Source organism: Paenibacillus silvae (assembly GCF_014639235.1).
GTDB classification, from domain to species: Bacteria; Bacillota; Bacilli; order Paenibacillales; family Paenibacillaceae; genus Paenibacillus; species Paenibacillus silvae.
Genome location: NZ_BMFU01000005.1, coordinates 87,189 through 101,800, shown reverse-complemented (window position 1 = coordinate 101,800; position 14,612 = coordinate 87,189). Strand labels below are relative to the sequence as shown.

The 14,612-nt window shown below is 49.5% G+C and carries 7 protein-coding genes; all 7 read left to right on the top strand.

The window, feature by feature from the left end; translation table 11 throughout:
- Positions 1-20 precede the first annotated feature (20 nt).
- The 7 genes from IEW26_RS18205 (at position 21) to IEW26_RS18175 (ending at position 14,167) form a co-directional block, all read left to right on the top strand.
- Entirely contained in the window at positions 21-1,520 is a 1,500-nt protein-coding gene (locus tag IEW26_RS18205; RefSeq protein WP_188593505.1) for an extracellular solute-binding protein, read from the top strand.
- 63 nt (positions 1,521-1,583) lie between these two features.
- On the top strand, positions 1,584-4,862 hold the full coding sequence (locus IEW26_RS18200) for a glycosyl hydrolase (RefSeq protein ID WP_188593382.1): 3,279 nt from the start codon (positions 1,584-1,586) through the stop codon (positions 4,860-4,862).
- A gap of 104 nt (positions 4,863-4,966) precedes the next feature.
- Positions 4,967-5,785, top strand: coding sequence for a polysaccharide deacetylase family protein (locus IEW26_RS18195; protein ID WP_308423497.1), 819 nt, complete (start codon positions 4,967-4,969; stop codon positions 5,783-5,785).
- On the top strand, positions 5,763-8,060 hold the full coding sequence (locus tag IEW26_RS18190) for a glycoside hydrolase family 88/105 protein (RefSeq protein WP_229729919.1): 2,298 nt from the start codon (positions 5,763-5,765) through the stop codon (positions 8,058-8,060). Before IEW26_RS18195 ends, IEW26_RS18190 begins: the two co-directional genes overlap by 23 nt.
- 185 nt (positions 8,061-8,245) lie before the next feature.
- Positions 8,246-8,479 (top strand): RHS repeat domain-containing protein, encoded by a 234-nt coding sequence (locus IEW26_RS18185; RefSeq protein WP_188593381.1) that lies wholly within the window; start codon positions 8,246-8,248, stop codon positions 8,477-8,479.
- Positions 8,480-8,585: 106 nt separating this feature from the next.
- A complete protein-coding gene (locus IEW26_RS18180) occupies positions 8,586-13,508 on the top strand; it encodes an RHS repeat-associated core domain-containing protein (RefSeq protein WP_188593380.1) in 4,923 nt (1,640 codons plus the stop codon).
- 32 nt (positions 13,509-13,540) lie between these two features.
- Positions 13,541-14,167, top strand: a complete 627-nt coding sequence (locus IEW26_RS18175) for a copper transporter family protein (RefSeq protein WP_188593379.1) — start codon at positions 13,541-13,543, stop codon at positions 14,165-14,167.
- Positions 14,168-14,612 lie beyond the last annotated feature (445 nt).

The following is a 14,612-nucleotide window of genomic DNA, read 5'->3' as shown; positions in this document are numbered from 1 at the left end:
GGGGAGAACGTATGGTACACATGAACGCGTTTAAAAAAGGGGCTTGGCTGCTTTCGGCATCACTGGTACTCGGCACGGTTTTAGGGGCATGCTCCACAGAAAGCAAGCAATCAGGAGCATCGGGAGCAGGCGCGAAGCAGCAGCTTACCGTGATGCTTCCGAACTTTGAAGCGGAGAATCCGCCGGCGAACAGTCCCGTGATTCAGAAGCTGGAGGAATTGACTCAGGTAGATGTTGATCTGCAATGGGTGCCAAGCAGCTCATATGAGGATAAATTCAACATTACACTCGCTTCAGGCAAGCTTCCTCAGATTATGGTTGTGCTGGGCAAGTCGCCTAGCTTTATTAATGCGGCCCGGACAGGTGCGTTCTGGGAGCTTGACCCGTACTTGAAGGATTATCCGAACCTGAGCAAGATGAATGACATCATCAAGAACAATGCTTCTATTGATGGCAAAACATATGGCATCTACCGGGCGAGAGCATTAGGGCGCAACGGGGTGACCATTCGCAAGGACTGGCTGGAGAAGCTGGGGCTGCAGGAGCCCAAGACCATCGAAGAGTTTTACAATGTGCTCAAAGCATTCACGAAGGATGACCCGGATGGGAACGGTAAAGACGACACCTATGGTCTGGTTGCCAGCAAATTTACGGGGCCATGGGATAATATGCAAATTTGGTTTGGTGCCCCGAACAAGTGGGGAGATGATGGCAAGGGCGGCCTGATGCCTGCACATGAGACGCCGGAATATATGGAGGCATTGAAATTTTTCAGACAAATTTACAGTGAAGGTCTGGTCAACAAGGACTTTGCCGTGATGGACCCGACGAAGCTGCCAGATCCGTTTGTGAACGGGAAAGCGGGTGTCATGGTCGATGTAGCGGATAATGCACAGCGCATGGATCAGAAGATTTTGGAGAAGGACCCGAACGCTACAGGACGTGTAGATGTATTACAGGCGATGGAGGGGCCTAAGGGGCTGCGGGATATGCCGACCTCCGGGTATTCGGGCATGATTGCGATCTCCAAAAGCAGTGTCAAAACCGAAGAAGAGCTCAAGAAGGTGCTGCATTTCCTGGATCAACTGAACGAGCCTGAACTGCAGGCTTTGCTGGGGAACGGTATCGAGGGCAAGCAGTATGAGAAAAAAGGAGATTATGTGCTTCCAACGACCGACAAGCTGGCGCTGCGGGATGTACAAGGGCTGAATCAGATACTGATGTTCATTCCTGAGGACAAAACCCTTCGCGTCGAGCCAACCCCTGTCCGGGAGAAGGTGGCACAGGTACAGAAGGCGAATGAGCAGATCGTTGTCGCTAATCCCGGCGAGCCGCTAATCTCGGACGTGTATGCCCAGAAAGGGCCGCAGCTGGACAATATCATCAACGATGCCCGGATCAAATATATTGTAGGGCAGATTGATGAGAAAGGCTTCGCGGATGCGGTGGCTTTATGGAAAAGCAGCGGTGGAGACGAATACGTGAAGGAGATCAACGAGCTGTACGCTGCACTGAAATAATGAACGAATTTCCGTGTGAAATGATAGGTGAGTGAGCGTATAACCAACAGGGAGGCAGATGGCATGAAGTGGGACCATAATGCATTTGAACATCCCGAAGCGCAGTATCGGGTACATCCCTTCTGGTTCTGGAATGGGGAGATGGAAGAGGAACAGATCAGGCGGCAGATCGCAGAGATGCATGCGCAGGGTGTGGGTGGATTTTTTATCTGCCCTCGCCAGGGGCTGCAAATTCCATATCTGTCTGAAGCTTGGTTTGACAAAGTGCGTTTCGCTGTCAGTGAAGCTGCTGCTTATGGCATGCAGGTCTGGTTATATGACGAGTATCCGTATCCAAGCGGTATGGCTGGTGGAGAGGTAACGCTCGATTTTCCAGAAGCCAAGCAGCGTCAACTGGTGCATCATCATGCAGTTGCCCATGAGGGTGAGGTTGTCCGGATGCAGCTCCCATGGGGGCGTATTTTGCTGGCGCAGGCGGTTCGTCGGGATACAGAGGGGAATCGCGAGTGGCATATATCCGTCAACCTGCGCAGCTGCATCGGTAATATACAGACGGACCAGGTCTATCAGGAGACGGGACTTACATCATATAACCGCAAACGTTTCTTTACGTATCAAACCGCGTTTCGTCTGATATGGGAGGTGCCGGAAGGTGATTGGGAGATCATTGTTTTTCAGGAAAAGGAGATCGATGACTTTAAATATTACGGCAACTTTGTAGACCCGTGTCACAGGAAAGCGATGAGTCATTTTATCCAGCTGACCCATGAACGGTACAAAGCTGCTGTAGGCGAGCATTTTGAAAGTGGTGTGATACAGGGCATGTTCTCGGATGAAATTGCTCCGCTCGGCAGGCTGCCCTGGTCGCCCCAACTGCCGCGTTATTTCCACGAACGGTGCGGATACAGTCTGATTGAGTCCCTGCCTGCATTGCTATACAGGGATGCACCGAATGCGGCTGTGATTCGCTATGACTATTTTCAGTCACTGCATTTGCTCCTGCGGGAGTCGTATCACAAGCAGGTGCATGACTGGTGTGAAGCGGCAGGTATACAGTATGCGGCAGAGGTGCCAGGGGTACGGATGACCACCCATTTATACAGCCATATGCCCGGAGGGGATTCGGCGCATGAAAAAATCGGGCGTCCGTTGTCATGGATACTGGAGCGGTATGGTCAGCGGCTGCGCGATAATCCGAAAATGGTCAGTTCGCTTGCCCGGCAGCTGGGCCGGAGCCGCAATATGATTGAATGCTTCCACAGTGTCGGCTGGTCGATGACCTTGCAGGATGCCAAGTGGATGATTGACCGAATGGCGGCCATGGGCACTAATTTTTATAACTTTCATGCGTTTTTCTATACGATTGGTGGCTTGACCAAGCATGATGCACCGCCCTCTCAATTTCTACAGAATCCGTACTGGAAACATTTCAGGCAGCTGGGTGATTATACAGGCCGCCTGAGTTATCTCATGAGCACAGGTGCAGCAATGATTCATATCGCGGTGCTTGATCCAACGACCACCTTCTGGAGTCTGATGGGCAACCCGCTGCACGGTTTCGATTACAGCGGCGAGCATGAAGAAGAACGGGTGCAGCTGAATCAGCTGATTCAGGACTGGATGCGAATCACGGCTGAGTTGTTGCAGCAGCGGCGGGATTATGACCATCTTGACCCGGAATTATTGGTCGAAGCGCATGTTGCAAATGGGGTAATTGAGATCGGTATCGCCCGTTACGATGTATTAATTCTGCCGCCTATGCTCAATCTGGAGGCCGCTGCCTGGAAACAGATCAAACGATTGGTCGCAGCAGGAGGAACCGTGATTTCCATGGGGATGCTGCCTCATATCGCGATACAGCCGGGAAGCCCGGCAGGAGATGAGGCTGCTGATTTTTTCGGAACAGCGTGTCAAAATGGTCAGTCAGGCGAGAAGCGGGGCAACGCCTGTTTTCTTCCGTATGAGGTGGAAACCGAAAGCGGGCATGCCCTTCCGTTACGACAGCTATCGCAGCTGCTGGATGAGTTGCTACCCGAGGTCGTCAGCTGGGACATGGCAGAGGAGAGCACGGCACTGCTGATGCAGACCCGTCAGTTGTCTGCGGGAGAGTTTATGGTTTTCCTGTCCAATCAGGAGGGCGAACGCTGTGAAGGACAGCTGAAGATCGATAGTGAACAGCTGCACCTGCGGTACAGCGTGGGGTTATCCGAAGACCAAGACAACATACTGATTGTTGAACGGCTTAACCTGGAGACTGGCCAGCGGGAGGTACTTCCGTATACAGCGCTTGAAGGCCAGTGGTGCATTCCGCTTACGTTGGCGCCATATGAAGCGCATGCGGTTCGGTTTCTTTTACAATTGCGGGTTGCGGGTGGGTCACAAGAAGATGAGGTTGCAGGAGCAGAAGCGGAAGCTGCCCATCAAATCGTGCTTTCCAGTGAAGGACCTTGGCGTATCGAGGCGTTACAGCCGAATAACTTGCGGATCGGACAGTTTCAAGTTCAGGCCTCCAATGAGCATGGCGATTTTCTTGACATGGCGCAAGCCAGCGTCAAGCCGTTTATTGATCTGGCCGCAGCCTTTGCAGAGCAGCACACGCTCCCGCTGCAGTTTGAGCAGGTATTTGGCACACCGAAAAAGGCTTCAATAGCCTACCCGTTCCAGTGTCGATATACTGCGGCGTTTGAGCTGAGTAAAGCACTGCCGGAATGTCTGCTGTTTATGGACCGTGCTGCCATTTCGGGGGCATGGGTGATGGAAATCAACGGTCATATTCTAACGAGAGATCGATTCATATCTGCCGAGATTACCGACCATACGAATATCGCCTGTGATGTTGCAGAGCTGCTGTGCAGTGGCCTTAATGAGCTGGTTATTACAGTGGACATCACCCAAGATGAGCATGGGATTGTTGATCCGCTGTATTTGCGGGGAGAGTTTGGCGTTCAATTTCATGATGAAGGCGCAGCCTCTCTTGTACCAGAGTTGCACGTGGCAGAGCGCATCGGACCAGAGCCGCAGCCGCTGTATCCCCATTTTGCCGGGGAGATGAGTTATACACGTATGTTCTGGCTGGATCAAGCCGAAACAGAGATGCACCGTTTTGAACTGGAATTCGAGCATTGGTCTGTGCAGGATGTTACGGAGGTGCGAGTTAACGGGCACAGTCTCGGTGTGCGCTGCTGGTCTCCGTATCGCTGGCAGGGTGAGGGCAGCCGGCTGCGACCGGGAGACAACGAGATTGAAGTGTGTGTGACCAACACGTTGATCGGTCTGCTGGAAGGCATGTATTTTGACGGGAAAGAACATCGGCTGAAGGACGCCGTGCTGCGACAATCGTGAAGAGGACATGACATAATTTAGAAGCAGGAGCAGGAGCAGGAGCAGGAGCAGGAGCAGGAGCAGCAATAGCAACAGTAATATCTAACAAGAAAGAGGGAAAGCCAGTGGGGCATCGTATCCAGTATGACCGGTATCCGGGTGGAGTAATGAAAGCGTTAACGCTAAGTTACGATGATGGCGTAGTGCATGACAGAAGACTGGTGGACATATGCAATCGTTATGGTTTAAAGGCAACCTTTAATCTCAACTCAGGCTTGCTGGGCAAGACGGGGCGAATTGAGGCAGAGGAAGTAGCCACTTTGTATGCGGGTCATGAGGTAGCTGTACATACGGTTACCCATCCGACTTTGCCATATGTGCCGAACGAGCTGTTGGTTGAAGAAATCATGCAGGATCGGGCAGCGCTGGAGCGGCTTGCAGGTTATCCGGTGCGCGGGATGGCTTATCCGAACGGAGGATACGACCGTGCGCTGAGCTCCAAGCTGGCGTGGCTTGGTATCGACTATGCTCGTACCGTTGAATCCCATGGTCGTTTTACCTTACCCGAGCAGCCGCTGGAATGGCATCCGACCTGTCACCATAACGATGTGTCGTCATATACCGGGCGATTTATCCAGCATACCAAAACAGGCACGCCGCTTCTGCTCTACGTCTGGGGTCACAGCTATGAATTTAACGACAATGATAACTGGGAGATCATCGAACAGTTTGGTCAGCAGATCGGCGGCAGAGAGGATATCTGGTATGCCACCAATCGTGAAGTTATCGCCTACTGGACAGCGGTGCAGCGGCTGGAATGCTCGGCAGACAGGTCGATCATTCATAATCCGTCTGCCATTTCGGTATGGTTTACCGCAGATCAGCAGGTGCTTGAGGTCAGAGGCGGGGAGACCCTGCGGCTTGGCGAGCGGGTTCAGGTATAGAACGGGAAAGGAGCTGACGATCATTCGATATTTTCATGAAAACGAGGCGATTGCGAACAAGGTCTATGATGATGATTCCATCCCGGATGTGCTGACAACGATAGCTCAGCGTTATATTGGCGATCATCCCCAGCACTCCTTCACATTCCGAGCCTGCCATCAGGAAGGCTTTCGCAGATTGGAGGATTACAGATACGATCTCGATTTGGCAGATCGCTGCAAGGACGCGCGAAGTGGTCAGTATGTGTATGTGTGGGGCAAACTTTGGAGTGATGGGCAGACCTCATTGAATACAAGTCTCAACTGTTATAGTCCTGTGACGATCTATGTAAACGGCGAACAGATATTTAAGTCGGAGCTGCTTCAGGAGCTGTTCCCTGAACGAAGAACGCCGATCCCCTTGCAGGTGAGGGATGGATGGAATGATGTGTTGCTCTGTTTTGTGAAAACAGATGCAGGCTTTGGCGGTATCTTTGGTACAGGTTCATTCAAAAATTTCCCGCTTCACTTCCTCACACCCGGGGTGGAACGCAAAGGTCAGGAAGGCTGGCTCTACTCCGAGCCTGTAGATGAACCGATATCGATTCTGCCGTGTAGCGGGATGACGGAGGAAGAGATAGGGCTCATCTGGTATCCGCGCAAGTCATGGAGTGATGAGGAGCGTAGCAGGGGAGCGTTTGCCCGAATATTCGGCACTTCTCAGCCTGCGGTTGCCTATGCATGGTGCAAGCTTGATGTTACACAGCCAGGGCCAGAGCCTGTTATGTTGCAGGGCCGTCATGAAGGCGCGCTTACGCTTTATCTGGACGGAACAGAAATGTATACGGCATCGGGCAGTGGGCATTTTGAGGTGCAGCTTTCGAGACAGTATGGTTCGCATGATCTGGTCGTGAAGGGACAGCTGGATCGGGCGGGCAAACCGAACTGGGGTTTTACACTGGGAAAAGCGGGAGTTGAGGAAGCTGCTGTTGATTCATTGGTTAATGCAGGCTGGAGGCTAATCCCGCCGCGCCCTGTGGCTGGATGTGCCGATGTGTGGCTTTACACCGGGCCTTTTGTTCCGGGCACCGAGCCTTCGCCAGCAGACATTGCTGTAACGGATACCGTATTTGAGGATGGGGCGGAAGGTGTCTATTGGCGTGTTGATCTGCCGGCGACGCATGTTCGTCCGTACCTGGAAAATACCCATTACGGGAAATGGAATTATCCGCTTGGTGTCACGCTGATGGGATTGCTCCAGACAGGTCAGCAGCTTGGGCGCAAAGATTACATCCAGTATGTTCGCGAGCATATCGGGCTCAGTACGGCTTTTGATCAATACGCATTATGGGACAGGGCAGCCTATGGTGCAGCAGGTATTAACAATCAGTTGTCCGCCATAGATAGTCTGGATGACTGCGGCTCATTCGCTTCAACGCTGCTGGCAGCGATGGAGCTTGGCGAGATTCGCGGAGGCAGAGAGACGGCAGACCGGATTGCCAATTATATGGCGAATGAGCAGGAACGTCTCCCAGATGGTGCATTCTACCGTGTTCGCGGCAGCGGAGAGATGCGGCAGGAGACGATGTGGTGTGATGATCTGTATATGAGCACGCCGTTTCTGATGCGCTATGGTCAATTGACGGGGGATACGTCCTGTTGGGACGATGCAGTGAATCAGTTTCTGATGTTCCAAAAGTATCTTTACCTGCCTGATCAGCAGATCATGTCCCATGTCTATGATTTTGTGCGGGGGAAGGCAACGGGTATCCCGTGGGGACGCGGAAACGGCTGGGTGCTCTTTTCCTTGACCGAGCTGTTATCCATTCTCCCCCGGGATCATCTGAAGCGGCCTGAACTGCTAACCTTCTATCGGAAAATGTGTGCCGGGGTTCTGGCGCTGCAAGGAGAGAACGGGCTGTGGCATCAGGTGCTGAACCGTTCGGATTCTTATGAGGAAACCTCCTGCACCTCCATGTTTATCTACGCTTATGCCCGCGGCATTCGTGAAGGCTGGCTGGAGAAGCCGGGAGCCTACCTGAACGCAGTACGAAAGGGCTGGGAGGGCTTAACCCGCATATCGATTGATTACCATGGCAACATCTACGGTGTCTGCCGGGGTTCGGGATATTCTTTTACGGCCCTCTATTACCGCGATGATCTCGGCTGGAATCTCAATGATACCCATGGCATCGGCATTGTGCTGCTGGCAGGAGTGGAAGTATATAAGATGCATCAGCAGTTGAGGGAGAGTATGGGTCATGATAAGAGGCAAATGGTAGAGAAGGCACAGTGAAGTTCTTATAACGGAATGGAAGACTATCTTAGGTGGAAGATTGCCTGAAATAGTCTTTTTTTGTATTATTGCCACGAAAGTTCCGAATATTTTGGATTAAACGACATATTTTGATAGATTATTACAAAATGAATTTACTATAATTTAGGAGGGATTCAATGATATATAATAGAGGAGGAATAAAATTGAAGCAGAAATGTAAAGCACGAAAATGGAAGAAGTGGACGGGAGTATGTCTGTTAGCTGCGGGGCTGCTGTGCATGGCTTTTCCGGTACAGGCAGCAGGCAAGACGATCTATACATATGATGCCAACAATAGATTGACATCTGTGACCACAGCTAACGGGAAGGTATACATCTACCAGTATGATACCAACGGAAATCTGTTGAACATTGTTCAGGGTGCGGCCAAACGCTAGAGGCGAGCTTGAATTTGCAGCGATCAAAATGCACAGGACAAGAACGATGGAATACCTTTGTTTATCCTGTTGGAAAATAGAATGCATACGAGGAGAGAATGATGATATGAAACGAAGGCTGTCTATTCTTCTTATTTTCACTTTTCTGGCATCCATATTATTTCCGCCGGAGCTTGGCATGCAGCATGCTGCTGCTTCTGCATCTCGTGATACACTGCGGGATACGCGGAGTGTGACAGAAGACGTTTATAGGGATCGCGCGCTGTCCCCACAGTTGGAAAGCACACTTGATTCCGATGATCTGATTACCATTACAACGTTGTCTGAACGATTTCAAGTCGAACGGGATTGGGTTGTTTTTGAACTTGGCAAAGGTTATGAATTGAATGAAATCTATCAGGGCCTGCTTGTTCAGGAACAAGGGGGCTCCTATGAAGCGTACATACAGGAGAAATATCCAGACGCCCTGATGCATGCCTTAACAGATGGTCCAGGAGCCATTACTTTTGAAAATGAATCCGGTTCCCTGGGGCGGGTGGACGAGCCTTCCGTCACGCAGGTGACTTATGATGAGCGCGAGACATCCGGGCCTTCATCTGTGACAGACGAGGTGTACGTTTCACCCCAATCGTTTGCGCTCGCGGCCAACGGGTATGATGATATTGCATTACAGCGTCAAGCGATCAAATATGATCAGGCCCCTTATGGAGTTGGATCAGTGAATGACAGCATCTCCACGAGCGACGGCTCGCTCAATATCAGTGTCGTGGATCTGGTGATGCCCGGGCCCAACGGTTTTGACTTTACGCTGCGGCGCAAATATGACAGTTCATTGGGTAAAGACCGAATTGATGCAAGGGTCAACCCTGATTTTAAAAATGTTACTGAATCGACATCAGAGGAATACAAGTTTCCGATTGGAAAAGGCTGGACCTGGGATCTGCCATATGTGAAGCATGAAGGTGGAGGGACGTTTGTACACATTCCTGGCGTCGGCACATTTGCCGATTCGGAAAGAGGCGGATTGGCAGGATATCCTTGGGACAATTTGGACTTTGGACTTGTACACTCCGATCTGTATGTTTCAGGAGTAAAAGCGCATTATGTTCTGAAGGATTATAATACCGGTATTGTTCATTATTTTGATCAGGCCGGCAACATTCTGCAAATGGTTAATCAGTACAAAAATACGATTGAATTCTATTACAACACGAATTTCAATTACGGCACCGTGCTGAGCTTTGTTATGACCCGTGCTGGGAAGGGACAGCCTGTTCAGACGATGGATTTCTCATACGGTACGAATGAGGTCAAGGTCTCTTTTAATGATCGAGTCGTTACTTATAAAAAGCGAAATGTGACGAGCAATAACCGCACCCAGAGCTTGCTCGATCATGTCATCGATCCAGAAGGAAGAATAACCAAATACGGGTATCTTCGCTGGAATGGCTTGCTGTTCAACCTGATTGATTTTTACAAGGATTATACGGGAGAAAATCAGATGGTCTACTGGGGATGGAATGACTGGCTTGTGCTGGCCTCCATTGAGCATCCGACCAAAGCGATGACACAATACACGTTCAGTGGGACAGTGCTGCGAAAACTGGGACTGACTGGTGCGGAGACCCAGCCTCGATATGGACAGCGCAAAGTGTTCTATAGTACAGCAGCAGGCCAGGAAGTATCCAGTCAACTCAATGTGAGTTATAGCGGCGATATTGGCGCGGTATATGGACAAAACAGTACCTTTTCAACTACGGTGGAGGACGGCCTGACCCGAACCGACTACAGTTTCAAGAAACAATATGTCGCACATAACAAGCCGGATGTAATCTATAATACCCAGATTACGAATCGGTCTATTGAGGGAAATCAGCGGCGAAATACATCTTATACGTACAATGAGGCTGCTTATCGGAATGTGCCAACCCGGATTGAAGAACGCACGTACGATACGGCCGGGGCTTCAAGTGCAGCAGTCACCACACTTCAGTACAATGATTGGGGGCAGGTCATCGCCCAGACGACTCCCCTTGGAGCGACGGTCAAGTCCACGTACGAAATGAAGTTTCTAAGCGGGTATGATTTATCTCCAGTCATCGTACTTGCTCAACGGAACGAAACAGGCGGTAATAATCAACAAGCAACCACCAGTTACAGTTATGATTCGGTTACCGGATCATTAACACAGTCTGTCGTTCGTGATAACCAGGGCAATCTTCTGCGTCAGACGAATTATCAATATGATGGATACGGTAACCCGGTTGTGCTTCAGCTGAAGGGAGAGACGGCGGATACCATCGTTCGTCAGCAGTTTGGTTACAAGTCCATGCGGCCCACCAAGCAGGAAGTGCAGGTAACGGATGCTGCCGGGAATCAATCGACAATTACGCTGCAAGCAGGTTATAACGCCTCCGGGGAAATAAACAGCTATACCGACGGCAATCAGAATATAACCACGACAACCTATGACAAGCTGGGACGGATCACTTCGGAGAAGAATCCGGATGGAACGATGACCACCCTGTCTTACGACGATGTGAATAACACTTTAACCGTAACGCAACCTGATCTGAGCCAAACGATATACCGTTTTGACCCGCTGGGCAGGTTGGCCAGCGAAACGAATGAACGAGGCAGCACGACGTATACGTACGATGCGTATGACCGGATGATCGCCCGGACGGATGCCGCAGGACAAACGATGACCTATGCCTATGATGCGTTCGATCGGGTGGTTCGCCAGCAGGATGGAACGTCCACGACCAAAATGGCTTATGATGATACAGCCCGAACGTTGACCATTACCGATGGGGAAAACAACCGGATTCGTGAAACCTACAACGTGATGGGGCAAGTGATCAAAAAGGAAGAGCTCAAGGCCAGCGGCAGCGTGGTTCTAACCGCCTATACGTATGACAGTGTGGGCAATGTCCTTTCTGTTACCGACGGAAATAGCAATCTGACCACCAATGACTATGATGCTTTGTCCCGTCTCATCGCAGTGACGGATGCAGAGAATAAAAAAACAAGGTATACGTACAATCTCGGTGGTGACCTGACCCGAGTAACCTATGCAGACGGCAAAACGCTCCAGAAACGTTATGACGAGATTGGACGATTACTTGTACAAACCGATCCATTGGGGCAAGTCACGACCTATACGTATGATGCCAATGACAATCTGACCCAAATGCTGGACCGCAAGGGGCAAGAACGCACCTATGTCTATAACAGCCGGAACTTCCTGCTGGAAAACCGGGCCAGTGACGGAACGATCTCGTACACCTATGATGCCGCGGGCCGGAGAACCCGCATGACGGATGCTGCGGGGATCACCCAATATGCGTACACGCCAGTCGGTGAACTGGAGAAAATGACGTACCCGGATGGAGCTGTGCTAACGCTGGGTTACGATGCCCGAGGCGCGCGTACACGTCAGACGTTCCAGCACGGAAGTTACACACTCAACCTGGATATGACGTATAAGGGAGCTGCTGCACTACCGGCATCGCTAAGCTTGACGAGTGGCAGTGGAACAGCGCTGGGCAGCTTTACGTACACGTATCGCGGCAATAACAGTCTGGCACAAAAAAGTACAGGATCGGGTTGGAAGGAAGTCTACACCTACGAAGGCTTAAATCTGAAGGGGCTTGCACATACGTTCAATGGAACGAACGGCCCAAGCTACAGTTATGCCTATGACAACAACCGGAATATCACGAGCAAAACCGATCAGGGAGTCGCTTCCCAATTTACCTATGACAAGCTGAACCGGATCCAAACGTCCAGCCCGTATCAGGAAACGTATACCTATGATGTACGGGATAACCGGAGCAGTCTGGAGAGCGAGCGAGAGTGGAGCCCGCCCGCGCCAGCATCCTATACCTACGATGCGCGGAACCAGCTGACCGGTGCTACGGTTAACGACCAGCGTGTGAGCTACCGCTACAATGGAGACGGTCTGATGACCGAGCGAAGTACGGGAGGCAACACAACCCGGTACTACTATGATGATCGCGGATTGTTGGTGGCAGAAGGCACAGTAAACAGCACGGGAGCAGTGCAGATCACGGCAGGTTACATCTACGATTCTGCTGGGAAACTGACCGCCCGGCAGATCGCTGGAGAAAACCAGCTCCAGTCCTATGTCACCAACGGCCACGGAGATGTCACGGAAATTCGGGATTCATCCGGCAATGTATTGAACCGATACACGTACGACATCTGGGGCAACCCAGAGACGACAGAGGAGACCGTTCCGAACGCCCTGCGTTATGCCGGAGAGTATTGGGATGAAGTGACGGGCCTCCAGTACCTGAGAGCCCGTTGGTATGATCCGTCCACGGCTCGTTTTATCAACGAGGATATGTACGAGGGCGAATTGACGAACCCACTAAGTTTGAATTTATATACGTATGTGCATAATAATCCGCTGATTTATGTGGACCCTAGTGGACATAAAGTTTGGCTGATTCATGGTACTTTCTCAACTGGGGATACATGGACCCCGGATTTTGTGAAATATGTGCAAGGTCTATTTAATGAATCAAGTGACAAGTTAAATTGGTCAGGAGAGAATAGTACTGGTGCTCGTTCAGATGCGGCAGAAGCATTCATAAATAAAGTATATGAGTGGCATAGTAAAAATCCTGACGAACCTATTAGATTGGTAGGGCATAGTCACGGGGGGAATGTAGCTATCTTGTTAGCTAATCTTCTTGAGAAAAAAGGAATGAAGGTCGAGACATTAATAACTGTAGCGACTCCAGTTAGGGAATATAAACTTGATACAAAGGTTGGGCAACACATTCAAATGTATAACAACAGAGATTCCGTCCAAATGGATATGGGAGGAAAATGGTGGCGATTAGGGTTTGCTTCTACATCTACAAGGAAGTTTAAGGGTGCAGATAATGTGCGTGCGAAAGACGGAGAGACTGGCTCGAAAATTGAAGCACATTCTACGATGCACAGTAATGTAGACATTTGGAAGAAGTACATCGAGCCAATATTAAAATTAAAATGAAAAAGATGTTCACATGAGAGAGGAGGGTTAGTTTGGCGAGCTGGTTAAAAATTCTATTGATATTACTAATGATTTTTAATGTCTCATCATTGGTATGGTTTCTCCTCGGTTCTACAGCCTATTTCCAAAGAGGAATGGATATTATGGGAACAACTTATTTATGGGGGGCTGGTATTCCTATACTATTAATTACAATAGTATTTACTATATTTCTTTTTAAAGGATGGATTCCAACGAGCAGGGGAGATTATATTGGAATTTGTGTGTGGATGGTATTATCCATTTTACTCTCTTTCGTATTGATTCAAAGTGTGAGTACTCACGGTTGGGCAAACGAAAAGATCAGTAGTGATTCATTGAAGATTACGTCGGACGGAAAGTATGAATATCGAGTAGACTTAATCAACTTATTTCAAAAAAACAGTCATGCTAGACTTTATCTTAAAGATGTCCATTCGGGGGAGGACATATATATATCGACTGGGATTCAGACTCGTAAGATTGTGGTACTCGTGGTTGGTGAGACTAACCATTGGATAAAACTTGAGCCATCGGAGAATACATCTCACTATGTTCTTCATACTACAGATGATCTTGGCATACCAGAGGAAATGTTTGAAATCGATATTGCAACAAGAACATCAAGAAGAATAGAATAAAAATTTGATGCCATATGTGAGAGTAGTAGCATCTCCATATGGTTTCTTTTTGCCTAATATGTGGACCTGAGCGGGAATCGAGAAGAGTGGGGTGTGAAAAAATTGACGAATGCTATTGAACTTTCAAAAGAAATTTGGAAGTTGCGTAATATTGACTGGTCTAATTTCTCGTTGGAAGAACAAAAAAAATACAAAATTCGAAATTACAATTAATTTATTAATTTATTTTTTAAAACCCTGATTTTTAAACTGTTATACACCTCCTCCTAGTAGGCAGTAGAAAAAAACTTCTACGTTTATTATGAGGGGGAGTTTTCTCATGTCTAAAAGAAATGATAATACTGACCACCAATGACGATTGCTTGTACAAACCGATCCATTGGGGCAAGTCACGACCTATACGTATGATGCCAATGACAATCTGACCCAAATGCTGGACCGCAAA

Excerpts from the sequence above, each read along its gene's own strand:
- IEW26_RS18205 (WP_188593505.1), top strand. The coding sequence starts at position 21 with ATGAACGCGTTTAAAAAAGGGGCTTGGCTGCTTTCGGCATCACTGGTA.
- IEW26_RS18200 (WP_188593382.1), top strand. The coding sequence starts at position 1,584 with ATGAAGTGGGACCATAATGCATTTGAACATCCCGAAGCGCAGTATCGG.
- IEW26_RS18180 (WP_188593380.1), top strand. The coding sequence starts at position 8,586 with ATGAAACGAAGGCTGTCTATTCTTCTTATTTTCACTTTTCTGGCATCC.